Below are 25,065 nucleotides of genomic sequence, written 5' to 3'. Positions count from 1 at the left end.
GACGGACCCCTGCACCCCAATAGGCCTATGAGAAGGAGCCCTTCCCCCGTAGAAGGCCGTCAACAGCCCGCCCGGATGCCTTTGGGAAGCCGGGCCCGAGTCCGCGCCGCCTTGGCGGCCGCCCCGGCCGGCAGGGGCCGCCGCGGCATCGCTCAGGACGCCAGCCGTTCCGGGGAGCGGTGGGTGGAGCCGGCGGGCCCGACGACGCGTTCGGCCCCGCTGATCTCGGCCCATACCGCGTCGAGGGAGAGGCCGAGGACGTCGGCGATCGCCGCGATGGTCGGGAAGGCGGGGGTGGCCACGCGGCCTGTCTCGATCTTCCGGAGAGTCTCCGGCGAGACGCGTGCGGCGAGCGCGGTGTCGAGCATCGAACGCTCCCCTCTGGCCCGGCGCAGGAGGGCGCCGAGACGCTGTCCGCGTTCAATCTCTTCGGGAGTGAGCGGCAACCTGACCATGGCACGAATTCTATACCGGTACAGTATGGCCGGTATAGTTATTGGTATCGCGAGGAGGACGCCGCATGATCGAGATCCTGAACCCCGCCCTGCTGACCCGGGCGAGAGACACCGGCGCCCTGGTCGCCGACATCCTGCAGACGCTGAAGAGCCGCAGCACGATCGGCGCGAACCTGTTGGACATCGACCGGTGGGCCAAGGACTTGATCGTCGAGGCGGGAGCCACGTCCTGTTACGTCGATTACGCCCCGTCCTTCGGACGCGGTCCGTTCGGCCACTACATCTGCACCGCCGTCAACGACGCGGTCCTGCACGGGCGGCCGTACGACTATCCGCTCGCCAACGGTGACCTGCTGACCCTCGACCTCGCCGTCTCCCTGGGCGGAGTCGCCGCCGACGCCGCCATCAGTTTCATCGTGGGCGACGCGAAGCCCCCGGAGAGCGTCGCCCTGATCAGTGCGACCGAACGCGCGCTCGCCGCGGGGATCGCTGCCGCCGGGCCCGGGGCGCGGATCGGCGACATCGCCCATGCCATCGGCACGGCCCTCACCAAGGCGGGGTACTCGATCAACACCGAGTTCGGCGGTCACGGCATCGGCTCGACGATGCACCAGGACCCGCACGTCCCAAACACCGGACGGCCCGGCCGCGGCTACACACTGCGCCCCGGACTGCTGCTGGCTCTGGAGCCGTGGGTCATGGCGGACACCGCCCGACTCGTCACCGACGCCGACGGCTGGACCCTCCGCAGCGCCACCGGCTGCAGGACGGCACACAGCGAGCACACGATAGCCATCACCGACGACGGAGCGGAGATCCTCACCATGCCGAAGCAAGCGCGGGCGTGAGGCCGAGTGCCATCCTGCCGGCGCAGAACGGCTGCGAGGTGACCCCCACCACCTCCGGATCGCGGCCCATCAAGATCAGATGGTCCCGCTCCAGCCACGTCTCGTAGCCGACGTCGTCCCGAGCTGTCGCGCAGTAGTGCCAGCCCGCGAAGCTCACGCCGTCTTTGGCCCAGCGGAAGTCCCGGGCCGGCGCCACGGCCTCGAACGGCGCACTCCACGCCTGCCCCGAGGGCTGTCGCCGCCGACGCCCACACTCAAGAAAGTCCAGCTCAAGGCCAATAACGTGACGTCCCCGTACGAAAGAGCCGGAGCCCCCCCACCCTGTCCCCAGCCCTTTCGGTCCAACATCAATGGCAGGAACGTAGTGGTCGTCCAACTTCCCTGGCAATCGGTCCATGTTCAGTGTCAAAGGACATTCCCGACCGGGTCTCATATACGGAGCGTGAGCGTGACACCCCCTGTCACGCCCCTCCGGGGAAGGTGTCACGCCGCCTCGAAAACATCCCCGTATGTCCATTTCTCGGAGCCGTAGAAATGTCCTCTGTCATCGGATCTTGCCCGTTTGCCATCGGAGCGTGGGGCGGGGCAGTCCGTCTCCGCGCGTCGAACCATTACCTTGAACTCCGACGGAAACACAAGTGACTATAAGCGCAGAGGAGTTGGGTCAATGGCGACAGATCCGGCGGATACGGCGTCCGTCAGTGGGGTCGGGTTCGGGGACTATTACCGGGCGCACGCGGGGCCGCTCGTCGCCCTGTCGCTGCTGCGGGGCGCGGACCTGGTGGAGGCGGCGCGACTCGCCCAGGACTCGATGACGGTGGCCCGGCGGTGGATGGACCTGCTGGGCGCGAACGCGGCCGGGGCCGCGAACGCGGCCGGGGCCGCGAAGGACACCAGGACCCCCGTGGTCACCGCGCAGGCGCTGCGGGCCTGGACGTGCCGGATGACCGTCGGCGGCGGCTGCGGGGCGCTCCGCCCTGCGCACGGGACGGTGCCAGCCCTCCTGGGGAAGGGCAGCACCGACGCCCTGGTGCAGGCCCGGACGGTGGTGGCGCTCGCCCCGCTGAGAGAGTTGAACGAGCGTCAACTCAACGTCACCGCATTTCGGTTGGCCGGCTGTGCTCCGGGAGCGATCGGGTACGAGCTGGGCCTGTCGATGCCGAAGGTGCACCGCACCCTGCGCCACGTCGGCAAGCTGCTCGGAGCGGAGACGGGGGCACGGCAGGCCAGAGGTGCCGAGGCGCCGGGGGAGGCCGATGGGGCTGGCGCGGCCGAGGGGGCCGCGGAGGCAGACGTCAGGTTCGCGGAGCTGCTGGGCGAGCTGGCCACCGCGCTGGATTCCGTACTCGACCTGCGGGCCGGGCTGGACGAGGTGAGTGGCTCCATTGGTGCGGACGGGGCCACCGCTCGCCGCGCCCCCGGACCGCCGCTGTGGAACCTCGGCTCCTCGCTCCCCGTGCCGCCCTTCGGCGCACCCGTGCTGCACTCGTTCGCCGAGCCCGCGCCGTCCGGAGTACGGGCGTACGCGGCCGGCCTCGCCCGGTGCGACGCACAGGGCCGCGAGGCCGCGCTCGGCGGGTTTCCCGCGGCCGAACTGGCGGCTGTACGGCTCGGAGCGGTGCTCGCCCTTCAGGTGGAGCGATTCCGGCAGGAGGCCGAGAGGTCCGGGACACGGGCCACCAGGGACGAGTTCCGGAGGGAGGACGCCCGGGCGTTCGCGGTCGCACTGGCCCAGGACGCCGCGCTCGCCGCGCCGATGTTCGACGCGGTGAAGGACCTCGACGTCCCCCGACGCGTCGGCTTCCTGGCGTCGGGTCTCGCCGATGACGACCCCTGGACGAACGAGGTCTCCTACGACGGGATCGAAGCCTCCCTCGCCCTGGCCCAGTTCCGGCGCGCGGCGGTGCGGGCGGCGCTGCGCGCGTCGCACCGGCCCGGTGCGGCCATCTCCCCTCAGTCCGGCGGCCCGCTCGCCGAGGCCCTCAGGCAGTCCCTGAGCGACACCCACCGGATGATCCACCAGCTCGACGGACTGAACAGCGACCTCTCGCGTGCCGAGTCGACCCTGCCGGACGGCTACTACGTCGACATGACCCGGGACTTCGACCTCCACCAGAGCTTTCATGCGGACCTGGCCCTCGGCATCGACGCCGTCCGGGAGGCCCTGTCACAGCCCTAGCTCGGGGATCTCGCCGAGCTTGCGTGCTCGGTAGGCGGCCTGTCGACAGGCGTGCGAGCACCACCGTCGGGCTGCTGAGGCCGAGTCCATGAGGGTTCGGCAGAAGCCGCATGTCGGGCCCGTGGGGACGCTGTGGCCGGCGGGAGGTTGGGCGGGGTTCTGCTGGCGTTGGAGGTAGTCCTGGTCTCGGCATCGCTGGCAGTAGCCCGCCGGGCCGCGGCGGCTCACGGGGATGCGGTGGATGACCTCGCCGCACTTCGTGCAGAGCTTCGCCGGGGAGGCGGTCGGGGCCGGCGGCTCGGGGGGCCGCTCGACACCTTGGCGGTGTGCCATCCGGCGGCAGCGTGGGGAACACCAGGACGGCGTGCTCTTCCCCGGAGTCCGGGGCAGTTCGATCCCGCAGTATCTGCAGGTCGGGGTGCCGATGGTGCGTCGCAGATGGGCGCGTTGGCGGCAGCGGGCGGAGCAGTGGCGCCGGGGGCTCCCGCCGGCGGTCCCCTTCGGCGGGAGCGGGGCATCGCACTCGGCGCATCGTGTCGCCGGGCCTTCGAGGGCTTCCCGCAGAGCGGCGGGGTGACGGCCGGTTGCCGCGGCGAGCCGGCCCCAGCTCGGTTTCCCGCGGTGGTGGGGCGGCGGGCAGAGGTAGTCCCGCAGGTAGGCGGGCTGGAGATGGTTGGCCTGGGCGAGCCGGACGATGAAGGCCTCGACGCCTTCGCGGTCCAGCGGCCGCACTCGGCGCGGGAGGCGGGAGACGGTGGGGTCCGGCTCCATGTCGGGGGTCACCGGGCGGTCCGCCTGCGGGGCTTGGGCGAGGCGGCGAGGTCGAGCGGAACATCCTCCAGGCCGTACTTGGTGAGTTCCTCGGTGCCGGTGAGGATCGCGTCGATCGCGGCGCCGCGGATCTGGTGGGACAGGGAGCCGATCATGCCGCCGCAGCGTTCGTGGAGGAAGCGGTCGAGGCGGATCAGGCTGAACGGTTCGTGCTTGAGCAGGACCAGCGTGCCTTCCAGGGTCCTGACCAGGCCTTTCCACTCGGGTCCGTAGGGGAAGGGGTGGGTGCGGATGAGGGTGAAGCGGCCGGCGATCTGCTCACCGCGGACGCCAGCCAGGAGCCGCTCGACGTTGATGCCGGCGTAGACGAACGTCGCGGGGATGCGCTCGGAGAAGTACTTGAGGGTGTCGGCGACCTCAGCGCCGTTGCGGCTGGTCAGCGAGATGTTGTGGAGCTCGTCGACTTTACCGACCGCAGGAGCTCGGATATCGGCTCTGAACTGCGACGACTCATAGACTACATGTCCGCAACGATGGGTTGGGGCTGCTTTGGTCGCTCGTCTGGGTGATCTCGGGAAAGGGCTTGTTCGCCAGGCTGATGGCATCGGTGGCGAACCCCCTCATGCCCCCGAAGACCCTGATGGGGCAGTGGTCCTGGCGCTCGCGCCTGGCAGGATCTCTTCCCATGAGTTCTGACCGATGGAGCACCCATTCGATCGAGATGGGTCCCGACAGCGTGATCAAGCGGTTCCGGAGGGAAGATCGCGAGCGGTGCGAGCGCGAGTGGCGCGCCCTGAAGTTGCTCGACGCATACGTTCCCGGCCTGGCCCCCGAGCCCAGGGATGCCGATCTCGCAGCTGTGGTGCCCACGGTGGTGATGTCGCGGCTGAACGGCATGCCGCTGCGTGGTGGCCCCATCGCGGACGGGCAGCTCAGGGCTCTGGCGGAAGCTGTCACCACACTTCATGCTGCGGTGCCTGAGGGGGTGCTCACCGAGCTCCCCCTCAGGCCTGGACATCAAGGCGAACTGATTGCCCACGTTCACACCTGGAGCACACACGCGCATCCGCAGGTCAGCGGCAGAGCGTCCCGGGCTATGGACGCGGGCCTGGCGTGGCTCACCCAGTGAGTGGTGTGCATCGTGAAGTAGCAGGTCACGGGCCTGGTGTGCGTCGGTATCGAGGTGCTCACGCTGGTGGTGGGCGGGTGACTTCGGTGGAGATCGTCGGTCAGCGGGCGACTTCCCGGTTCGTAAGGACCAGCAGGGCCCGTACCAGCGCGGTCGCCCACTTCGGGTCGGTGCGGACCTTGCCGAGCACGCGCCAGTTCTTCAGGTGCGCGAAGCCGTGTTCGACCGGGGCCCGGACCGCGGCCAGCGCCTTGTTGGACAGCTTCTGTCCCCTGGTCAGTGGCTTGTTGCGGGCAGCCTTGTAGCCGGTGATCACAGCCGGGTCGGCGTCCGGGCCGCTGTCGTCGAGGCCGACGAAGCCCAGGTCTGCGATCGCTCCGAGGCCGGCCGCGCGCAGATGGGCGGTCAGTTTGTCGTGGCGGCACGCGGTGATCTCCGAGGTGCGTCCGGGCCTCACCGCGCTCACCCAGGCCAGGCGTCCCTTGTCGTCGGTGAGCGCGATCACGAGCAGGCCGTGGCACTTGTGCTTGCCGGAGTAGTTCTTGCGGTTCTCGGTCCCGGTGCGGCGGCGGGTGCGGATCAGGGAGCCGTCCAGCAGCACCACCCCGCCACCCGATCGGGCGATCTTCTTGAGCGCGCGGTCCAGGCGCGGGGCGCGGGCGGCCAGCAGCCCGACGACTTCCCGCACCCACCGGGTCACAGTGGTGCGGTGCACCCCGTTCCCGCCGGCCAGGTCGCCGGGCCGCTGGTCACAGCGCAGCACGGCCAGCACGAGGCCGGCGATCTTCCCTGCGGGCAGGGCCCGCCACCGCGATCCGATCTTCTTGCAGTGGCCGCGGATCAGGTCGGCGAGCCAGTTCAAGGTGGCGCTCGACAGCGGCAGGCGGGCGGTGTAGACAAGACCGTCGGGGCCCTCGGCAAGACTGTTGTTTTTCTTCACACAAACTCAACTGCCGCCGGGGGCCTTCCAGTTACGGTGGCACGGCTACAGGCGTGCGGTGAACTTCCCGTCGCCGCGTTTGTGCAGCCAGCCGCGGTCCGCGAGCTTGACCAGTTTCGCCCGCAGCGGCTCCAGTTTCCCGCGCACCTCCACCTGTAGGCCCAGCTCCTCGCCCACCGCCCGCACCTGCACCGGACCGCCGGCGGCCCGCACGATCACCAGGATCCGGCGGTAGTCGCCGGGTAGCGCGGTCTCGTCCACGCTGTCGCCGCGGTGCGGAACCAACAGCACCGCACGCCCCGCCACCCGCGCAGGCGCAGGCGCAGGCGCAGGCGCAGGCGCAGGCGCAGGCGCCGGCGCGGAGGCGGCTCGCTCCCCAGCGATCTGCTCGCTCACCCGCGCCAGGACCCGCTCGGCGACGGCGAGTTCGTTCCGCTCGGCCCGCACCTGGTCCAGCCGCTTGACCAGCTGTTCTTCCAGTCCGTTCAGTTCCGCGCGGCGCGCGGCGATCCGTTCCCGCACCTCAGGATCCACCATGCCCGGGAGCGTAGGAGCCGCACGGGCGGTAACGGACCAGAACCCGCGAAGACCCCCCTGCCCGACGATCTACACGGCAGACTGTCGCGCGCGACCAGCACGAGCGCCTCGACACCGACGCACACCAGGCCCGTGACCTGCTACTTCACGATGCACACCACTCAGTCAGGCCTGGAATCCGCTGGTAAGTCAGACATCCCACCGGTCTTCGGCCCTGGTGTCGGCGTACTCGCGTATGTGCAGAGGTAGGTACGGATGAACGTGCAGAGCAAGTAGCCGCCGGCTGGCCCTCATTGCCGTGCGAGATGATGGGGGTCCGGTCCCCGTGATGTGTAGGCAGTCCCGCTCTTCTGTGGGCAAACAAGCGGCCGTCCCAGTCATCCGTAGGAAGTTGCGAGTCGCCCCGTCAGCGCCGAGACCGCGCCACTTCTCTCGGCCAATGTCCGAGGCATGCGCAAGGATCTTGGCCATGACTGCAACTGCTGCCGACTACGTATGGCTCAACGAGCGCTTCCCCGACCTCGCGGAGGCGTATTGCTTCACGCTGGTGCACAACCTGGCGCCTGTGGACGTCCTTGCCCGCCTCGAAGGCCAGAGCGAGCCTTCCCAGACCGGGGTGGAGGCGATAGTGGACGCGGCCTTTGAGCTCCTGGACCGTTCGGACAACACCCGGCAGTTCATCGCCATGACCACTGTCGGGGACTGGACCCTGCTGATTGAGCCCGTCGGCTACATCGGCGTCACCGAAGAGAGAGCCCTGCCCGCTTCTGCGGGCACCCGCTGGGTCTCGCACTTCGTCAACATCAACGGCCTCGACTCGTTCCTCTGGGCCCAGGACACGGCCGGTCGCCTGACGTTCGAGCCCGCAGTGCCCGACCGCCGCTGGGGAACAACCCCTGACGAACTCCTAGAGGCCATGCATCACTGCGGCTTCCAGTTCTGGAACGAGACCTCTGACACCGCGGAACACTTGGCCGCAGAAGCAGCGTTCGCCCTTGCCGAGCACCTGACCGGTGTCCGCATCACACCGGAACTCCTCCAGAACACCCCTTTCATCTGCGGCAGCGCGGAGATCCGGTGAGCCGGCCATGGCACGGAATAGTGCGCGCGTGGCTGATCACGTCGCAGGGCCGGGCAACGGCCATCACGATGGATGCTCACGGGCATGTTGACGATGCCGACAGCGCCGACGCTTTCATCCCGCCGGGCGAGGAACTGGGCCCGGCTTGAGCTCCTGGATCAGGCGACTTCTGTCTCGCGCTCGATGGCCTTGAGGCGGTTCTTCAGCCGGTAGCTGGGGCCGTTGATGGCGACGACTTCGCAGTGGTGCAGGAGGCGGTCGAGGATGGCGGTGGCGAGGACTTCGTCGCCGAAGACCTGGCCCCATTCGCTGAAGGTCTTGTTCGAGGTGAGAATGATGGAGCCCTTTTCGTAGCGCTTGGAGATGACCTGGAAGACCAGGTTCGCCTCGGCGCGTTCGAGGGGCTGGTAGCCGACTTCATCGACCACGAGGACACTCGGCCGCAGGTAGGAGCCCAGCTTGCTGGTCAGGCGCCCTGCCGCCTCGGCTGCTTTGAGGTTGCGGACCATGTCGTCGAGGCTGGTGAAGTAGATCGAGTATCCGGCCCGGCAGGCCGCGACCGCCAGTGCGATCGCGATGTGGGTCTTGCCGACTCCAGGTGGCCCGAGCAGGGCAGCATTGGCCTTCGCTTCGACGAAGGACAGCGTGGCCAGGTCTTTGACCTTGCGCGGGTCGAGCTCGGGCTGGAACGAGAAGTCGTACTCATCCAGCGTTTTGTGGTGCGGCAGCCGGGAGAGCCGCAGGCCCTGGCGGAAGTGCCGGTCGTCGCGGACGGCCAGTTCCTCGGAGAGGACCAGGTCGAGGAAGTCGAGGTAGCCCATCTTTCCCTCGTCCGCCCGCCGCGTGTACTCGTTGATGGTTTCCGCCAGGTGGGGCAGGCCGAGCTTGGTCGCCGTGGTGCGGATGCGGTTTCCGGTCAGCTCACTCAAGACGGTTCCTTCGTCGCTCGGTTGGTGGTGAAGGGGCGGGTTCCGGTCAGTTCGTCATAGACGGACAAAGGCCGACGGCCGACCTCGATGCGGGTCGCCGCAGCCCGGTTGAGGAGGGCTTGCAGCGGTCCGCTCTCCTCGCCCAGCGGGCGATCGTGACGCGGCCGGGGCAAGACATCGCCGGAGGTGGTCCGGCGCCCTTTGCCGGTGGGCAGGCCATCCCAGTGCTGTTCCTCAACGACACGGACCCCGCGTCCAACAGCCCGTGGGTGAGTGGCCAACAACGTCTCCCCACGGGAATCGGCGACGGTGGAATGCAGCACGACCTGTGACTTCGTGGCCCTGATCTCCACCAGCTGACGGGGGCGGACCTTGCGGGCCGGGACCGAGTAGAGGTTCCCGCCGAAGGCAACCAGACAGTCCTTGCCGACCGGCCGCAGATGGCGCTCGGCAACCAGAAAGGGAGTCGGCGGCAGCGGCTTGAGAGCTGCGTGGTCCCGGGCAGCACGATGTCCGATCACCTCGCGGTGCGTCTTGTGGATCTGAGCCCGCCGTTGCGGAACCCAGGCGGCAAACGCGGCATCCATCTCCTCGACGGAGGAGAAGGCCCGGCCGGAGAGAACGTGATCGCGGACGATCAGCACTTGGCGTTCGACGCGGCCCTTGCCTTGGGGTCGGTAGGCGGCCAGCACATCGATGTCGAAGTCGTAGTGGCCGGCGAATCCGACCGCTTCCGGATGCAGTGGAACCGCCTCACCGGGGGCGACGTGACGGCGCACGACCGTTTTGGTGCGGTCGTAGACGATCGTCATCGGCACCCCGTTGAAGTGCGCGAATGCCCGGCGGTGGCAGTCGAAGAACATCTGCAGGTCCAGGCTGGTGGTGAAGCAGCAGAACGGATCACGCGAGTACGACAGCACCATGTGGAAGGAGTAGACCTTCGGAATGCCCAGGTGGGCGAGGACCTTGCCCTCATCGCCCCAGTCGACCTGAGCCTGAGCACCCGGGATCACCTCGAACCTGCGGTGCATCCCCGCCAGCTCCCGTGGCGTGATGCCCAGTTCCTCCGCGATCCTCGGGCGGGCCTCCTGCACGTAGAGCTTGACCCGCTGGTAGTTCCCGGTGAATCCGTACTCCGTGGCCAGCCGCTCATGAATCACCGCGGCCTTCATCAGGATCTCCGCCCGCAGCATCGCGTCGATCAGCGGAGCTACCTCGTCGACCACCCGCTTGCGCGGCTGACCACTCGCCGTCCGGCGCGGCGGCGCAGACGAGTCGGCAGAGAGGTACTTGCTGACCGTTCGCCAGTTCAACCCGGTCTCCTTGGCGACCTCCGACAGACTCATCGCCCCGGACTCCACCAGGCCGCGGAAACGCCGGAGCTCCAGCCAGCGCTGCGGGTCCAAGACCATGGCCCACCCCTCTCTGCAACCTTTGACAACAGGCAGCAGCGTGCCGGGGGCCGGCACTCAGCGCATCAAGAACTCTGTACGTTCATCCGTACGCGGCTATGCGCGTTCACGTGTACGCCGACACCTGGTGACGGCAATCTCGCTAACTACCTTTGGGACGGCTCCAGGGTCCGCATCGTCGACTTCGAGGACTCCGGCCGCAGCGATCGTGCCTTCGAACTGGCGGAGATCACCGAACACGTGTCGAGCCGGGTCGACCACCCCCTTGATGTCCCATCATTCCTCGGGTACTTCCGTCTGACCGCAGCCGAGGCCGCCCGACTCCAGGACTGCCGACGGCTCCTCGCACTCGTCTGGTTGTTCCTGCTGGCGTTCGACGACCCAGACAAGCCCAGGAACCCGCCCGGCACTGCGGAACGGCAGGCCGACCGACTACTCGACCTCCTGCCACCATCGCGCCCCGTGCGGACCGTCGGATCCTGACGGTCCGCAGGTGGACAACACCGTCGCGGCGGCGGTCAGGCCCTGGGGCCGAACCAGTGAAGTGAGATCACGTGCCTGATGCAGGCTCGGCGATCTGGGCTTCGAGGTCGGCGACGCGGCGATCCTGGAAGCGGAGGTTGGAGCGGGCGGCCTTGAGGCGTTCGTCGAAGGACCGGTTGTCGGCGGTGAGCTGGCGGACGCGTTGCTTGAGGGTGGTGTTCTCGGTGGTGATCCGCTGGATGGCCTCCTGGGTCCACTCGGCTTCCAAGTCGCGGACCTGTCCAAGGAGTTCGCCGATGCGGGTGCGCTGGGTGAGAATCTCGGCGTGGGCGGCCTTGAGGGCGTCCTCGGCGTTTAGGGCTCGCTCGCGCCAGGTCGCCTCGCGTGCCTCGTCCTGGTCGGTGACCATCTGAGTCCGGCGTTCGCCGGCTTCGGCAATCGCGGTGGCGACCGCGGCTCTGGCGTCGGGGTGGTCATAGAGGAAGGTGCGGGAGACATTCGCGCGGCGGGCGACCGCGGCGACGCTGACCTGGGTCTTCTCGCGGCGGAGCCTGGTGACGGCGTCGCGGACCCGTCCGAGGGCGGCGTCGGTGCTGCGGTGGCGGGCGGCCAAGGCGGCGGCCGTGCGCGGGTCGGGGACGGTGGTGGTCACGCGCATTGCTCCTGTTCGTCGGTGGTGTCGTCGGCCTGGTCCTGTTCGTCGCCGGCGGCCTCGGCGAGGTCGGCGGCGCGGAAGGCGGTGGACCAGACGCGGTGGAAGTAGTCCTGGGGTTTGCGCAGGTCCAGGGCGAGGGCGTCGTCGAGCAGGCCCAGGCCGGCCAGGGCGCTTTCCAGGCCGTCGATGGCGCGGGCGGTGGGTTCGAAGTAGCGGTGGAGGTAGTCGGCGGTGGCGTCGTCGGGGGCGCCCTCGGCCAGGAGTCGCCACTGCTCGCGCTTGCGGCGCCAGTAGAGGAGGTCGGCGCCGGACAGGACGAACTTGTCGCAGTTGTGGCAGTCCAGGTTCCAGGGGCAGGCACCGCCTGAAGTTTCCCCGTGATCCTGGACACGATCCTGTTATGCCGCGAGGGCTTGTTCCCGCTGGTGACGCAGGCGCGTTTCGTGGGGTGTGAGGTATCCCCACACGATGTGCTTGCGGAGCCTGCGGCGGTTGTAGAAGGTCTCGATGAACGCGAAGATCTCGGCGCGGGCGGTGGCCCGGTCCGGCCAGAAGCGAGTGCCGATCTCTTCCTTGAGGACGGCCCAGAAGCTCTCGGCGGCGGCGTTGTCGTAGCAGATTCCAGTCCGCCCCATGCTCTGGCGGCATTCCAACTGGCAGATTTTTGCGCCAAGTTGGGTGGAGGTGTACTCGGATCCGCGGTCCGAGTGGATCACGCAGCCGGGTTCCAGGCGGCCCAGGTTGGCGGCCATGTCCAGGGGGTCGACGACGAGTTCGGCGCGGTGGTGGTCGGCCATCGAGTTGTTGAGCGACGCTGAAATTGCCGATGGGTGCGGCATTCAAGGTTCCGACGAGTGAGAGCGGAATCGCCCCGCTGGTGTTGTCCCAGCGGGGCGATTGTGGGCGAGGTGTCGCGTCGGTCGGCAAGGTGCCGGATCGGTGAGCGTTCTGGGGCTGGCTCCCTCCTCAGTGGGGTGACACTGTGATCGATTCGTCTACTGTGCTGGTCGTCATCGGCAGCGCCGATCGCGTCTGTGGGGGGTCATGAAAGTGAGAGTCAGTCCAGGTGTGCGGTTCTGGGGGAACATCGTCGGTTGCGTCTTTTATGCGGCGGCCGGCTTTCTGTGCATGACGGACCCTGTCCTCGGAGGTGCAGGGCGATGGGTCATCCTCGTCGGCTTGATGTTCGGGTTTCTCAGCTCGTGGAGGGGGGCAAGTTTGGCGAGGCAGGAGAGGCTCCTTTCTGAGTGAGTGAATGCCGAACCCCCCAGTTAGTCGAGGACTTCGGTGACGGCGGACTGGGCGGCTTTGTCGTCGACGATGGACTTGCCGGCGGCGAATGTGGCGACCAGGGCTTGCAGGCAGAGGTTGTTGACCGCGCGGGGGAAGCCACGTGATGTGGTGTGGATGAGCGTGATGGCGTCCTCGGTGAACAGCTGATCGGCCCGGCCGGCGAGTCCGAGGTGGTGCTTGATGTAGCTGGCGGTCTCGGCCGAGGTCATGCCGGGCATCGTGTAGCGCAGGGCGGTCCGCTGTTCGAGGGCCGCGAGGACGGCGAGTTTCATCGTCCGTCGCAGGGTGGGCTGGCCAACGAGCAGGCAGGACAGCGGTGAGTCCTGGTCCATCGCGGTGTTGGTGAGCATGCGGACGGCTTCGAGCTGTTCGTAGTTGAGCAGGTGGGCCTCGTCCAGGACCAGGACCGGGGTGCGTCCGCGTTCTTCACGCTCGGCGGTGAGGGCATGGCCGGTCTGGGCGGTGAGGCGGGAGCCGAGGTGGGCGGGCGGCTGGCCGAACGCGGTGACGATCGCTTCGTGGATGCCGCGGACGCCGACCATGGGGTTGGGCAGGTAGATCACGGTGTGTTTCGACGGGTCGAGACTGTGCAGGACGGTGCGGACGGAGACGGTTTTGCCCGCGCCGACCTCGCCGGTGACGACGCCGATGGAGCGTTCCGCGATGCACCAGCCGATGCGGGCGACGGCTTCGTTGTGGGACGCGTGGCGGTGCAGCATGCCGGGGGCGAGGTCGCGGCCGAAGGGCATGCGGTTGAATCCGTAGTGGGCCTGGAGCTTGTCAATCACGGTGTTTCTCCTGGTCAGCGGATTGTTGTGTCGGCTCGGTTACTGATCGGGCCCTGCCTCGGGTTCCAGATCGATCGCGAAGGCCGAGTAGTTGACCTTCTCGGCGAGGGTGCGGGTGTGGGCGGTGTCGATGAGGGCGAGGTAGTCGATTCCCGTGGTGGGGCGGGGCAGTTCGGCCGGCGTCTCGGGCCGGGCTTTCGGGTGGGAATGGCGGCTGATCTGGTAGGGCAGCGCAGTTCCCGCGTCCTGTCCGTTCGCGCGGACCCGCAGGAACGACAGATCGAAGGGATCAAAGATGAGTTCGACGCGCTGGCCGGTCAGCAGTGGGTCGACCTGGTAGCGGTTGCCGTGCAGGGAGACCAGCGCGGTCCTGGTCACGGTGCGGTATTCGGACCAGCGGAAGGCTTCGGCCAGGTCGGCCGGGTTGGGGACGGCGAAAGGGCTGCCGGTCATCCACCGCCCGAGCGGGGCGGCGCCGGTCTCGGTGTGGACGCGGCGGTGGTAGACGTTCTCCACCCATGCGGTGAAAAGCCGGTTCATCTCCAGGAGGCTGGTGATCTGCCGGCCTGGCTGTCCGTCGCCGGAGGCGATCTCGACGACGAACTCGCTGTTCACCGTGCGGAAGAACCGTTCGATCTTTCCCCGGCCCTGTGGCCGGCCGGGGGTGGAGTGAACCAGTTTGGGTGCGGCTCTTCTGAAGTGAAGATCGGTCAGGCGGTCAGTCCGAATCCGGCCTGGTGGGGGTGGGTGTAGAGCCGTTCGTGTTCGCGGGCGGTGTGGAACGTCCAGTAGGTGTTGAGGTCGTTGTTGGCGGTCAGGGTGCGGAGGCGGAGGACGGCTTCGGCTCCGTCGAGGCCCCAGCGGGCTCCGGTGATGTCGAGGCGGTCGCCGATGAGGTGGCGGCAGGCGCCTTCGATCGCGCCGGTGGCGATGGGCCAGCCGGATGCGAGTGCGGTGTCGTAGTGGAGTTGGTCGAGGTGGCCGGTGAGGTAGCGGTGGCAGGTGGCGACGGCCGCGCGGCGTGAGGCGGGCAGTTGTTCGCGGTCCGCCTGGGCGAGCATCTCGTCGGCGGCGCGGGCCGCCTGGCCTGCGAGGACCGTGGTCAGGTGGGTGGCTGCCCAGGACTCGGCGTCGCGGCTGCCGGCAGGGTGGAAGGCGTGCGCGGCCGTCCATACGTATTCCGCGACATGAACGAAGTCGATCAGGATGTTGATCTCGATGTCGCGGCGTGCGGCTTCGGCGTGGACGAGGTCGAGCTGGTGGCGGGCGCCGTCGACGAGAACGATCCAGGTCCGCAGACGGCTGGGGTCGCGGGCGTCGGCCTGGCCGAAGGCGTCGGCGACGACCTGGCGGGGCGGGCGGATCACGGAGGCGGTGCACCACTTGTTCGCCGCCTTCGGGCCGGGCCGGGGGATGCGTTCGCCGGTGCGGCCGCCGGGCGGGTGGATGATGTCGTGTGGGCGGCGGGGCGCTGGGCGGGTGTCGAAGACGCAGGCGACGGTGGCCATGCGTTTCCGGTTGGGTTTCTCGCCCGGTGCAAGGCGTCCGCGTCGGCCCTGAGCTGCGGTTTCCTCTGCTTTGCGGCGGGTGGCTTCGCGCAGGGCCTCGGGCCGCATGACGATTCCCTTGCCGTCGAACTGCAGGACCAGCAGGGTCTCGCGGCCGCAGGGAACAGGAACGCGGTCGCGGTAGAAGGCGTCGATGTCGCAGGCAGCGGCGATGACGAGTTCGGCGGGGCGACGTTTGCCGAGGACCTTTCCGCAGCGGCGGCCGACCGCGTCGAGGGCCTGGTCGTAAGAGCCGCGGACGGCCTCGACGGCAGCCAGTCGGCGCAGGCCCATCGAGTGCCGGCCGGCAGGCAGGGACAGCAGCACGTCCGCGGGATGCACGTTGCTCATGTTCGGGCCGCGGCAGGCAATCCGGCGGACGTTCACGTTTCCGAACAAGCAGGCCAGCCGTCGTTCGTGGCCTTTCTCCCGCCAGGGCCTCGTCCGTCCTTCCGGCCCCACGACCTGCACGGCCGACGCCCCTGCCGTCTTCTGTTCCTCGCGTATCGCGCGCAGGTCGAGGTGGTCCTGCAGGAGCTGGCGGATCAGGTCCCGTCCCGCGGCCTCGAGATGTTCCTCCAGCTCAGCATGGGTCCACTCGCCGGCCGTCCGTCCCGACAGGGTGGCCGTCAGCGTCTCGAAGGCGCTGACCGAGTGGGCAAACGGGTCAGGTCCCGGGCCGATGTCGTAATGTTCCATCGTGGCTCTTCCTTCTTGTGTTCGTTTTGGTTCGCACCTACGAATTTAGAAGGAAGAGCCCTTCTTTCAGGGCGATTTGGACGAGCTGGCCGTCCATGCGTGAGACGGGGTGAACAGTCCCGGGGTGTCCTCGTCCAGCCAGCCCCGCTCGACCAGCCGCTTCAGCTTCGAACGGACCCCCTCGATCTTCGAGGTCTCGGCCGGCAGCCCGATCCTCGGTGCGATCTGCTTCGCCCGCACCGGCCCCGGAGCGTCCCGCACCACGTCGAGAATGTCCTGGTAGGCGCGCGGCAGCACTCCCTGGTCCATGCCCTGCTGCCACTTCGGCACCGTCAAAATCCCCATCACCCGACGTTCCGCACCCGTGAACGGCGACGCCTTCACCGCCGTCGGCGGCTCACCCTCGGGCTGGTCCGGAACGCCGACCGGCATCCTCGCCAGGAGCTCACCAGCCGTCTCACGGGTGATCACCAGCCGCGACAACCTCTCCCGCTCCACAACCAGCCGCTCAGCCAACTCCGCAGCCCGCACCTCAAGTTCCTCTACCCGGGCCCGGACCCCGGCCTCCTCGGCATCGATCAACTCGAACAGTGAACCCACCGGCACCGCCCCCTCTCGTCACGAGAAGACCTGCCCATTTCCGCACCAACCCACGTCCCCACAGGTCAGGGCTTCCCTCGAAACGAGCCGCACCCAACCAGTTTGATGCCGAGTTTGGCGCAGGCCCGAAGGAGCCAGGAGTCCACGAACGCGCTGCCGTTGTCGACATAGACGAAGCGCGGGACCCCGCGGGCGGCGAGGGCCGGCCGCAGGGCGGCGGCGAGGCGGACGGTGTCCTCCGAGAACCCCCACCGGTGGCCGACCACGGCCCGTGAGTGATCGTCCAGGAACGCGAACAGGTAGGTTTTGCGGCCCTCGATCATCGGGCCGTGCAGTGCATCGCCCACCCAGAGCTCGTTGGGTCCGTCGGCCTCGAACCGGCCGACACCGCAGGTGAGGAGGGTGCCTGCAACGCGGTCAGACCCTCCCGGACGATCATCCGCTGGATGGTGCGTTCGTCCGGGGCCCAGCCCAGCTGGGCGGCGATGATCCGGCGGATCTGTGCCGCTGAGCGCGAAGGGTTCTCCTTCTTCAGCGACGCGGCCAGTTCCAGCACCTCCGGCGGGGTGCGGGGGCGGGACTGCCGGGGCGAGGGGACCAGTGCCTCGAAGCCGCCCCGGCGCCATTCCATGATCCACCGGTCCAGTGTCCAGCGGGTGATCCGCACCGTCCGGCCGTCCGGATCGGTGTGCGTGACCGCAGCCAACTCCCGCACCAGTGCGCCTCGTTGGCGGCGCGACAGGGTTGCATCTGCCGCTTCCCTGATCAGCATGTACCGGAACAGCCCGATCGCCTGGGCCCGCTCCAGCCGCGTCTGGTCTTCCTGTCCTGCCACCCGCCCACCAGCCTTCCGCTCACGGTGTCGACAGACACACGCGCAGAGGCTGACAGGACGGACCGGCGTGGCGTCAGGGGCGGCTCGTGTTGATCGTCTTCGCAGGCCAGGAAGGCGCCAGCAGTATCCCGCCGGTCACCGCGCAGGCCGCCAGCCAGGGCGACACCTTGCCGACGCCCAGCCATCTCAACTTCATCGACCACCAGGCCCCGACCACCGCGGCGACGGCGTCCGCGAACAGCGTCCGGGATGTTCCGGGAGGTGCCGGGTCAACACCGGCATCGACCAGCAACACCGTGAAGTACCGACGCACCGCCTCCGCCCGCCGGCCGAACCGGCGAAGCCACCCCCGCACCGTTTCCACCGGCCGGCCCAGCCGCTCGGCAATCATCCGGGCCCCGGCTCCGGAAGCCTTCGCGGCCAGTGCCGCCCCGATCACCTCTGCCACATCCGCCCGCCTGACCAGCGCAAACACCGGAAGAAGCACATGCGACATGCCGCAACTGACGCACCGGGCCCGCCTCGGTCGCACCACCACCGATCCACCCGACACGTCCCGCAGTACGCGGCCCCGTGCCCAGCCCCACCGGCACAGCAGCCCATCACAACTCGGACATGCCAACTCGCCTTCAGCCAAACGCATCTCGACCCGCGCCGGGTCGGCCTCTACCGTGAGCACAGCGCCTCCGCGCGCTACACGGCCCTCCCGGCGCTCGGCCAGAGATACCGGGAGGGCCTTTCGCATGCCCTTCGTCGGCAAGGTGCCGCCCCAAATCTGCACCTATCCGTCGGCAGGCACGCTTACCGATCTTGTCGGCACCAAGCTGCCCAAACTGCCGCACTCATAGGCATTTTCAATGACGTCTAACAATCGAGTAGCCGATCACCTCCCGTGTGGCCAGGTCCAGCCACGAGGCGAGGTAGAGCCAGCCCTCGGCGGTGGGGATGTAGACACCTCAGGCGCGTAACTCGTCAAGCTGCGGCGGCAAGTTCGACGGGGAAGGCGGTGTGTTCGTCGAACAGCTCTTCGTGCTGGAGGCAGTGGTAGAGCTGGCCGATCATGCGGTTGAAGGTTCCGCTGGGCGGCGGCGTGCCAGTCTCCGTGGTCGTCGCGGCGCCGTCGGTAATGGGCTTTGGCGCCGGGCGAAGAGGTGAGGGAGGCGAAGGCCCAGAGGTAGCCGGCGTGGTTGAGGCGGTCGTTCTTGACCCACCTGCGGGTGATGCTGGATTTCTTCCCGGAGGCCCTGGTGATGGGCGAGGCGCCGGCGTATGCCTTCAGGCCGCGGGCATCGGCGAACCGTTTGCGGTCGTCGCCGATCTCGGCGAGCACCCGGGCGCCGAGCTGGGTGCCGAGGCCGGGGAAGCTGAGGATGATCTCAGCGTCCGGGTGTCGAGGGAACGTCTCCTCCACCGCCTTGGCGAGGTCGTCGGCTGCTGTGCAGGCGGCTTCCAGCTGGACCAGGAGGGCGAGCATCTGCTTGCCGAGCGCGTCTTCGACCAGCGGCGGCTGGTGGGCCCAGTCGGCCCGGAAGACCTCCCGGAGCCGTTCGGTCTCGGCGTCGATGCCGCGCTGGCGGCCGGCCCGCTTGAGGGCGGACTGCAGCTGGGTGCGGGTCAGCCGCTCGGCCTTGGCCGGTGTCGGGGCTGCTTTGAGGAGCTCGTGGGCTTCGCGTCGGCAGAGTCCGTTGCGCCAGGAGTCGAAGGCGGCCAGGGCGGAGGGGTAGTACTCGCGCAGGAGGGATCGGAGCTGGTTGGAAATCTGCTGGCGATTCCAGGTGGCATCTTGCTGAGCTCGTGCGAGCACGGCGACGGCGCGTCCCAGGTCGCTGTCCTGGGGCAGGGGCCGATGGGCGTGCATGTCGGTGCGGAGGATGTTGGCGAGCACGAGAGCATCGCCGGGGTCGGACTTCTTGCGGGAGACGGAGTACCGGTCCCGGTAGCGGGCGGCGGCCATCGGGTTGATTGCGAAGATCCGCCGTTTACCGGTCCTCAGTACGGCCACCAGCAGGCCGCGGGAGGTCTCGATCGCGACGGGGATCGGGCTCTCTTGGCTGTCGCCGTACTCGGCGAGCAGGTCCAGCAGGATCCGGTAGCCGGCAGTGTCGTCGGTGATGTGTCGCTTGGCCAGCAGCTGGCCGCTGTCGTCGACCAGGGCGACGTCGTGTGTCTTCTCCGCCCAGTCGATGCCGCAGTAGATCAAGATCCCTCCCAGTAATCCTGTGCGTTTGTGCTGGTCACGAGCTAATGCGGAACCACGCAGCGACCTAATCCCAGGACTCAGCCGCGTTGACTGGTCCGCCACCTCAGTAGCTGTTCGTGGCACCAGCTCACCCCACGGACCTCGGTCTAAACGGGAGCTCAAAACAGCTCGGGCTTCGCAAGAGGTCACCGTGGTGCGGGCTCGCACCACCAACACCAACGAGTGTGAGTCTTCCCTCGTAGCGTAGAGACCGTGACTGCAGGGGAAGTTGGGAGTCATGGCGGAGAAGAGGCGGAAGTTCGACGCGGAGTTCCGTGAGGGGGCTGTGCGGATCGTGACCGAGACCGGGAAGCCGGTCGGGCAGGTCGCGAAGGATTTGGGGATCAACGAGACGACGCTGGCGAGCTGGGTCTCGCGGGCCCGCAGGGTCGGCGGGGCCGGGGCCGGCCAGGCGGTGGAGAGCGAGGAACTGGTCCGGTTGCGGCGGGAGAACGCCCAGCTGCGGAAGGACAACAAGGAGCTGGTCATGGAGCGTGATGTCCTCAAACGCTGCATGGGTGCGCCACGAAGTTCTGTGTGACCGAGTGGTGGTGCAAGACCACCACCGCCGGGCCGTCGCAGCGGTTCGGTAGAAGCTGGGGGCAGTCCGACCCGGGGGATGCCGGGAAGGGCGGGAAGCAGCCCCGACAACGACGGGACGCGCCGGTACTGCCAGACGGTGCGGGTCCGGCAAGCGAGGCCAGAAGGTGTACGTGAGGAACCTGCGGTTAAAGCTCCGTAAGCGTTGTACCGGCTCCAACCTGGTGGATCTGGGCCGGGATGCAGTACGCGGCTGCCCTACATGCGGGCCGCCGACTCCGGAGCCCGAGATGTCTTCGGGTCCGGGGGCCGTGCCGAAGGACTGCGGCGTAGGCACGGCGAGGCTGTCGGGGCAAAGCAGGGCACCCATCCTGGCCGATCGGCACACAGGGAACGTGGGAACCATCCTAGACCGCCCAGGCACCGTCCTTCCAGGCCGGGAGTGGGGGCAGGCCCGTCGCCGGCTGATGGTCTCGTGGTGGGGCGGAGGCCCCGTAGTAGTCCGAGCGCGCGAAAGGCGCGTACATGGCGAAGGGGGCCAGCAAGTCGGCAGTGCGGAAGCTGGAATGTCAGGAGGTCGTTGGTGAATACCGACGAGCTGGAGGACGTCGCGTATGTGGCCGAACGCCGGGTACTGAAGATCCAGGCCAAGCTGCACCGTTGGGCGGCGGAGGATCCTCTTCGCCGGTTTGATGACCTGTTCAACCTCGTCTGTGACCCGGCCTTCCTGCTTGCAGGGTGGATGCGGGTGCGGAGCAACAAGGGTGCGCGCACGGCTGGAGTGGACGGCGTGACCGCCCACTACGTTGAGGACGTGCGTGGGCTGGAGGGCTTCCTTACGGAGCTGCGGGCGGAGTTGAAGACCCGCACCTTCCGGCCCTTGCCGGTGCGGCAGCGTGGGATTCCCAAGGCTGGCGGCAAGGTCCGCTATCTGGGGATCAACACGATCCGTGACCGGGTGGTCCAGGCTTCCTTGAAACTGGTTCTGGAGCCGATCTTCGAGGCGGATTTCCTCCCGTGTTCCTACGGGTTCCGCCCCAAGCGCCGGGCTCATGACGCGATCGCCGAGAGTCACTACTTGGCCTCCCGCTCCTATGAGTGGGTGGTTGAGGGCGACATCGAGGCGTGTTTCGACAACATCGGGCATGCACCCGTCCTGCAACGGATGCGGGCCCGGGTCGGGGACAAGCGCGTGATGGATCTGGTGAAGGCGTTCCTCAAGGCCGGGATCCTCACCGAGGAGTCCGGCCTGAAGGAGTCCAGGGCCGGTGCACCGCAAGGCGGGATCTTGTCGCCCGTGATCTCCAACATCGCCCTGTCCGTGTTGGACGAGGCGATCGCGGCGGGACCGGGAGGACCAGGAGCCACCCGCAGCCGCAGGGCCCACCGGCGGGCAACGGGCAAGCCCAACTACCGGATCTGCCGGTACGCGGACGACTTTCTCGTGCTCGTCGCCGGGACCCGCGAGGATGCGATAGCCATCCGTGACTGGGTAGCTGAGGTCCTCTTCCCGATGGGCCTGCGCCTGTCACCGGAGAAGACGAAGATCACGCACATCGACGAGGGCCTGGACTTCCTCGGCTGGCGCCTCCAGCGCCACCGGAAGAAGGGCACCAACCGGCACTACGTCTACACCTACCCGTCCAAGAAGGCGCTCGCGTCGGTCAAGGACAAGGTGCGCAACGTATGCCGACAGGACACCAATCTGCCGCTGGAAGTCCTGCTGCACCGCCTCAACCGGGTGCTGCGGGGCTGGACGGCCTACTTCCGCTTCGGTGTCTCGCACGCCACCTTCCGATACCTGCGCCATTTCGTCTGGCAGCGGGTCATCAAATGGCTGCGAAGAAAGTTCCGCCGGAGCACCTGGAAGGACCTGCGCCGCCGCTACTGCGGTGGCCGCTGGTGGCCCGTCACGGACGAGGTGCGGCTGTTCGACCCCGCCAGGGTGAAGACCATCCGCTACCTCTACCGAGGGATGAAGATCCCCGCCCCGTGGCCCAGCACCGGCTGAAAAACACCGCCCAACCGGGGCTTGTGGAGCGCCCGTTGCTCGGGAACGGGCACGGCGGGTGCGGAGGGCGGCCCGGGGAAACGGGCTGGTCGCAAGGCCAGCACCGCGCCTCGGGCCGACCCTACTCATCTGGGTGAAGTAGCTGCGGCGGACCCGACGGCTGTCGTCGGGGTGATCAGCGACCAGAAGACCGAGTGCAACATTCCGTATCGCGTCTCGTGCCGTGCTCTGGGGGTGTCGGAGGCGTGGTTCTACAAGTGGCAATGGCGCCCTGACCGGCCGACGAAACGCGAGGTGAGACGGGCCGAGCTGGCGGAGAGGATCCGGTATTTCTTCGACCGGTCGGGCAGGACGTACGGCTCGCCGAGGATCACGCTGGATCTGTGGGAGGAGGGCTGGCAGGTGTCGCGGAACACCGTCGCCGACATCATGGCCGAGCTCGGCCTCCAGGGCCGCAGGCCGCCGCGTCGACGCAAGTCGCTGACGCGGCAGGGCAAACGGAAAGCCTCTCCTGACCTGGTGCGACGCGGGTTCGACGCCATCGCTCCGGACGTGCTGTGGTGGGGCGACATGACCGAGATCGACACCGGCGAGGGCAAGCTCTACCTTGCCTCCGTCCACGACGCGTTCTCCCGCCGGGCACTCGGTTACGCCATGGGTTCCCGGCACGACACCTCCCTGGTCAGCGCCGCACTGCAGATGGCGATCGCCACCCGGGGTGGCGAGGTGGACGGCGTGATCTTTCATTCGGACCGCGGCTCGGAATACACCAGTGCGGCGTTCCAGCAGCTCTGCGGCCGGTGGGGTGTCGTGCAGTCGATGGGGCGCGTGGGGTCGGCGCTGGACAACGCCGCCGCGGAGTCGTTCCACTCTGTGCTGAAGGTCGAGTACGTCCACCGGCACCGCTTCGACACCCGGGCCGAGGCCAGGATCAAGACCGCGACCTGGATCACCGACTTCTACAACACGAGGAGGCGCCACAGCGCCGCCGGCGGGCAGCTGCCCGTCACGTTCGAGAACACCATCCAAGAAGCACGCAACCACACCCACCATCAGGGCCAAGTTGCATAACAAGGTCTCTACGAAATCAGGGGATTGACACCACCGAGGTGGTCGACGCCGAGCACGACCCCAGGCCCCCCTACGTCCGCACGGCAGACCGGCTGAGGGAGGAGATACGGTCCGGAGTCCTCAAGCCGGGCGACCGGCTTCCCTCCGCGCGGGAACTCCAAGACCGCTTCGACATCGCCAACTCGACCGCGCAGAACGCGGTGCGCGTGCTCAAACGCGAGGGCCTGGTCTACGCGGTCAAGGGGAAGGGCGTGTTCGTCCGCCGCGCCGCACGGCAGGACGAACCCCTCCTCGGGACGAGGGAGCTCTCGGGTAGCCCATTTCTCCTCGGGGTCAGGCGCCGACCGATGAAGAGTTCGCCGCGGCCCTGGCTGCCGCCGAGCAGCGCCTGGCCCGCGCCGCCGACGCCTACTACACGGCCGGGGCCGAGCTTGGGGCCCTCACCTGCGAGGCACTGCGCCGCGGCATGCCTGTGCCGACCGCAGCCCGCGGCACGGACGACGCCTCCAGGAGCCCTGGGTACCTCCCGACCCATGCCTCGACCTGACCCGAGCGCCGCCGATTCCCCGTTTTTGCCCCAACGAGGGGCCGGAAGGTGAACGATGGTGATCGTGACGCACGGGGACGTAACCACCAGGCCGCCGCTCGACCGCGCCGACGCCTTTACGGCGCTGGAGGCTGCCGTCCAGTGGTGGGGAGCGGACGCGCCGGACGACCCCGGAGCGGGCGAGCTGGCACAGATGCTGGACGAGATCGTGGAACGTCTGCGCGGCAATCAAGGCGACGAGCGGTCGCGGAAGGCCGCCGGGCCCCTGGCTGAAGTAGCCGAGGCATTGCGGGCAGCGGCCCGGCTCGGCACCCTCCTCCCGGCGGTCTCGCTGTGGCATCTGAGGACCGCGCTTCAGCAAGAGGCCGTCGCCCGCAGGCACCTCACCACAGTGAGCGATCCTCACCCGGCCGGGGCACCACTGTCCGTGCCTTCGGTGGCCTGAGCTGCCATGAGAGCCGACGAGAGCGAGACCGCCGCACCCGATCCCAGGCCCACGCCCCGGAGGCAGGCCACCGAGCCGCGGGTCAGCGCCCGTGCGGTCGTGCTGAACGCCCAGGGCGAGATCCTCCTGGTCCGTCACCGCGACCAGGATCGGGAGTTCTACGTTCTGCCCGGGGGCCGTGTTGAACCCGGTGAGACCTCGGCGGAGGCTGTGCGCCGGGAGGTCCTGGAGGAGACGGGGCTGTCGGTCCGCGTCGGCGAACTGCGCTGGGTCCGGGAGTACCTGCCGCAGCGCCACCAAGGCGATCCGCACCACACGACCCGCCTCCAACAGCTCCAGCTCTACTTCGACGCCTACCTGGAGCATGAGAGCGCCGCTGCACCGCCGGGCCACCCCGACCGGACCCAGTCCGCAGTCGTGTGGCACGCCGCCGCGACGGTCGGCGAACTGGCTCTCCTGCCTGCTGGCCTGACCGGCCCGGTGTCCGATCTCGCCGACGGCCGTCCGGGCCCTTGCTACCTCGGAGACCTGCCTTGAGCCGCCCCACGGATACACCGTCCGGCAGTGGGATCGCCTTCGGCGGGGTCCGCACGGTCATGGTCTTCGCGGACGACCCGGAGCGATCGGCTCGGTGGTGGGCAAGCGTCCTCGGTACCGAGGTGCACTTCGACGTCGCGGGCGCCTCGGTCCACGCCTGGTTGGACGTCGGGGGCATCGAGCTCGGCTTCCATCCTGCGGACCCGGTGAACAACCCGCCCGGCGCGAGCCCGGTGGTGTACTCGTCCGTCGACAACGTGACGACCACTCCTGGCCGCGGGCTGCACCCACCACCGCGGCCCCTTGGCCGTGGATAACACCCGGACCATCTGTCAGGTCCAAGACCCCTTCGGTACCGTGATCGGCCTCGACGGCCCCGCCGGCTGACCTGGTGCCCGCCCGCGGACACCCACCCGCCCGAGCATGGGCCAACGCCGAACGGGGACGGCCCTCACCTCGCGCGGAGGCCGAACCCCAGGAGGCCCCGGCCTCCG

At 68.5% G+C, this 25,065-nt stretch carries 28 protein-coding genes and 2 pseudogenes; 12 read left to right on the top strand and 18 right to left on the bottom strand.

Translation table 11 applies throughout. The features are described from left to right. Positions 1-152: 152 nt before the first annotated feature. A complete protein-coding gene (locus OG306_RS01185; protein WP_266753008.1) occupies positions 153-455 on the bottom strand; it encodes a helix-turn-helix domain-containing protein in 303 nt (100 codons plus the stop codon). Positions 456-520: 65 nt separating this feature from the next. Between OG306_RS01185 and map the strand changes: the two genes are divergently transcribed. Next, positions 521-1,303 carry a type I methionyl aminopeptidase gene (map, locus tag OG306_RS01180; protein WP_266753010.1) on the top strand — a complete coding sequence of 261 codons (783 nt, stop codon included), beginning with the start codon at positions 521-523 and terminating at the stop codon, positions 1,301-1,303. On the opposite strand, the gene OG306_RS01175 is transcribed toward map, so the two are convergent. Beyond that, positions 1,275-1,460, bottom strand: a complete 186-nt coding sequence (locus OG306_RS01175; protein ID WP_327259579.1) for a hypothetical protein — start codon at positions 1,458-1,460, stop codon at positions 1,275-1,277. The two genes, map and OG306_RS01175, sit on opposite strands and share 29 nt — an antisense overlap. A 510-nt stretch (positions 1,461-1,970) precedes the next feature. Between OG306_RS01175 and OG306_RS01170 the strand changes: the two genes are divergently transcribed. After that, positions 1,971-3,482, top strand: coding sequence for a hypothetical protein (locus tag OG306_RS01170; RefSeq protein WP_266753013.1), 1,512 nt, complete (start codon positions 1,971-1,973; stop codon positions 3,480-3,482). Here OG306_RS01170 and OG306_RS01165 read toward each other — a convergent pair. Then, positions 3,471-4,265, bottom strand: coding sequence for a hypothetical protein (locus OG306_RS01165; RefSeq protein ID WP_266753015.1), 795 nt, complete (start codon positions 4,263-4,265; stop codon positions 3,471-3,473). The two genes, OG306_RS01170 and OG306_RS01165, sit on opposite strands and share 12 nt — an antisense overlap. Beyond that, positions 4,262-4,717 (bottom strand): annotated as a pseudogene (locus OG306_RS01160) (ATP/GTP-binding protein); the annotation flags it as partial. The gene OG306_RS01165 and the pseudogene OG306_RS01160, both read right to left, overlap by 4 nt. A gap of 221 nt (positions 4,718-4,938) precedes the next feature. Between OG306_RS01160 and OG306_RS01155 the strand changes: the two are divergent. Further along, the gene (locus tag OG306_RS01155) at positions 4,939-5,382 is read left to right on the top strand and encodes a phosphotransferase (protein WP_266753017.1); all 444 of its coding nucleotides are present in this window, start codon (positions 4,939-4,941) and stop codon (positions 5,380-5,382) included. 100 nt (positions 5,383-5,482) lie between these two features. Here the strand turns inward: OG306_RS01155 and OG306_RS01150 are convergent, their stop codons facing one another. Both OG306_RS01150 and OG306_RS01145 read right to left on the bottom strand, forming a co-directional pair. Continuing rightward, entirely contained in the window at positions 5,483-6,322 is an 840-nt protein-coding gene (locus OG306_RS01150; RefSeq protein WP_266753019.1) for a transposase family protein, read from the bottom strand. A gap of 45 nt (positions 6,323-6,367) precedes the next feature. Continuing rightward, positions 6,368-6,859: a hypothetical protein gene (locus tag OG306_RS01145; RefSeq protein WP_371665046.1), complete on the bottom strand. Its 492-nt coding sequence runs from the start codon at positions 6,857-6,859 to the stop codon at positions 6,368-6,370. A gap of 469 nt (positions 6,860-7,328) precedes the next feature. On the opposite strand from OG306_RS01145, the gene OG306_RS01140 reads away from it, so the two are divergent. Further along, on the top strand, positions 7,329-7,940 hold the full coding sequence (locus tag OG306_RS01140) for a DUF6461 domain-containing protein (RefSeq protein WP_266753042.1): 612 nt from the start codon (positions 7,329-7,331) through the stop codon (positions 7,938-7,940). Positions 7,941-8,098: 158 nt separating this feature from the next. On the opposite strand, the gene istB is transcribed toward OG306_RS01140, so the two are convergent. From istB to OG306_RS01125, 3 genes are all read right to left on the bottom strand, one after another. Beyond that, a complete protein-coding gene (gene istB, locus OG306_RS01135) occupies positions 8,099-8,869 on the bottom strand; it encodes an IS21-like element helper ATPase IstB (protein WP_266908118.1) in 771 nt (256 codons plus the stop codon). After that, positions 8,866-10,281: an IS21 family transposase gene (gene istA / locus OG306_RS01130; RefSeq protein WP_266753038.1), complete on the bottom strand. Its 1,416-nt coding sequence runs from the start codon at positions 10,279-10,281 to the stop codon at positions 8,866-8,868. Before istA ends, istB begins: the two co-directional genes overlap by 4 nt. A 550-nt stretch (positions 10,282-10,831) precedes the next feature. After that, positions 10,832-11,416: a DUF6262 family protein gene (locus OG306_RS01125; protein WP_327259581.1), complete on the bottom strand. Its 585-nt coding sequence runs from the start codon at positions 11,414-11,416 to the stop codon at positions 10,832-10,834. 5 nt (positions 11,417-11,421) lie between these two features. On the opposite strand from OG306_RS01125, the gene OG306_RS01120 reads away from it, so the two are divergent. Further along, a complete protein-coding gene (locus tag OG306_RS01120; protein ID WP_266908114.1) occupies positions 11,422-11,787 on the top strand; it encodes a hypothetical protein in 366 nt (121 codons plus the stop codon). Positions 11,788-11,817: 30 nt separating this feature from the next. Here the strand turns inward: OG306_RS01120 and OG306_RS01115 are convergent, their stop codons facing one another. From OG306_RS01115 to OG306_RS01075, 9 genes and pseudogenes are all read right to left on the bottom strand, one after another. Then, positions 11,818-12,216 (bottom strand): integrase core domain-containing protein, encoded by a 399-nt coding sequence (locus tag OG306_RS01115; RefSeq protein WP_266908112.1) that lies wholly within the window; start codon positions 12,214-12,216, stop codon positions 11,818-11,820. Between the two features lie 474 nt (positions 12,217-12,690). Then, on the bottom strand, positions 12,691-13,500 hold the full coding sequence (locus OG306_RS01110) for an ExeA family protein (protein WP_266908110.1): 810 nt from the start codon (positions 13,498-13,500) through the stop codon (positions 12,691-12,693). Between the two features lie 39 nt (positions 13,501-13,539). Next, positions 13,540-14,115 (bottom strand): Mu transposase C-terminal domain-containing protein, encoded by a 576-nt coding sequence (locus tag OG306_RS01105; RefSeq protein ID WP_266908108.1) that lies wholly within the window; start codon positions 14,113-14,115, stop codon positions 13,540-13,542. Positions 14,116-14,210: 95 nt separating this feature from the next. Further along, positions 14,211-15,746, bottom strand: a complete 1,536-nt coding sequence (locus OG306_RS01100) for an ISKra4 family transposase (protein WP_266908106.1) — start codon at positions 15,744-15,746, stop codon at positions 14,211-14,213. Between the two features lie 66 nt (positions 15,747-15,812). Next, positions 15,813-16,346, bottom strand: a complete 534-nt coding sequence (locus OG306_RS01095; protein WP_266908104.1) for a hypothetical protein — start codon at positions 16,344-16,346, stop codon at positions 15,813-15,815. Between the two features lie 65 nt (positions 16,347-16,411). Next, positions 16,412-16,693, bottom strand: coding sequence for an integrase catalytic domain-containing protein (locus tag OG306_RS01090; RefSeq protein WP_327259583.1), 282 nt, complete (start codon positions 16,691-16,693; stop codon positions 16,412-16,414). Beyond that, complete coding sequence (locus OG306_RS01085; RefSeq protein WP_327350054.1) at positions 16,666-17,181, bottom strand: helix-turn-helix domain-containing protein; 516 nt, start codon at positions 17,179-17,181, stop codon at positions 16,666-16,668. Before OG306_RS01085 ends, OG306_RS01090 begins: the two co-directional genes overlap by 28 nt. 73 nt (positions 17,182-17,254) lie before the next feature. After that, a complete protein-coding gene (locus tag OG306_RS01080) occupies positions 17,255-17,677 on the bottom strand; it encodes a hypothetical protein (RefSeq protein ID WP_266908099.1) in 423 nt (140 codons plus the stop codon). A gap of 476 nt (positions 17,678-18,153) precedes the next feature. Beyond that, a pseudogene (locus OG306_RS01075) lies at positions 18,154-19,381 on the bottom strand (IS110 family transposase). 277 nt (positions 19,382-19,658) lie between these two features. On the opposite strand from OG306_RS01075, the gene OG306_RS01070 reads away from it, so the two are divergent. From OG306_RS01070 to OG306_RS01040, 7 genes are all read left to right on the top strand, one after another. Beyond that, complete coding sequence (locus OG306_RS01070; RefSeq protein WP_266749749.1) at positions 19,659-19,961, top strand: transposase; 303 nt, start codon at positions 19,659-19,661, stop codon at positions 19,959-19,961. A gap of 582 nt (positions 19,962-20,543) precedes the next feature. Further along, complete coding sequence (ltrA, locus tag OG306_RS01065) at positions 20,544-21,971, top strand: group II intron reverse transcriptase/maturase (protein WP_327259585.1); 1,428 nt, start codon at positions 20,544-20,546, stop codon at positions 21,969-21,971. 171 nt (positions 21,972-22,142) lie between these two features. Next, positions 22,143-23,042 (top strand): IS3 family transposase, encoded by a 900-nt coding sequence (locus tag OG306_RS01060; protein WP_371665045.1) that lies wholly within the window; start codon positions 22,143-22,145, stop codon positions 23,040-23,042. Between the two features lie 38 nt (positions 23,043-23,080). Further along, positions 23,081-23,641 carry a GntR family transcriptional regulator gene (locus OG306_RS01055; RefSeq protein WP_353963842.1) on the top strand — a complete coding sequence of 187 codons (561 nt, stop codon included), beginning with the start codon at positions 23,081-23,083 and terminating at the stop codon, positions 23,639-23,641. Positions 23,642-23,644: 3 nt separating this feature from the next. Beyond that, positions 23,645-24,034, top strand: coding sequence for a hypothetical protein (locus tag OG306_RS01050; RefSeq protein ID WP_266908095.1), 390 nt, complete (start codon positions 23,645-23,647; stop codon positions 24,032-24,034). Between the two features lie 6 nt (positions 24,035-24,040). Next, positions 24,041-24,571 carry an NUDIX domain-containing protein gene (locus OG306_RS01045; protein WP_266908093.1) on the top strand — a complete coding sequence of 177 codons (531 nt, stop codon included), beginning with the start codon at positions 24,041-24,043 and terminating at the stop codon, positions 24,569-24,571. After that, positions 24,568-24,888, top strand: a complete 321-nt coding sequence (locus OG306_RS01040) for a VOC family protein (RefSeq protein ID WP_266908091.1) — start codon at positions 24,568-24,570, stop codon at positions 24,886-24,888. Before OG306_RS01045 ends, OG306_RS01040 begins: the two co-directional genes overlap by 4 nt. The last annotated feature ends 177 nt before the right edge of the window (positions 24,889-25,065 follow it).

It is taken from the genome of Streptomyces sp. NBC_01241 (assembly GCF_041435435.1).
Taxonomy (GTDB): Bacteria; Actinomycetota; Actinomycetes; order Streptomycetales; family Streptomycetaceae; genus Streptomyces.
This window is presented reverse-complemented; position numbering and strand designations above follow the sequence as displayed.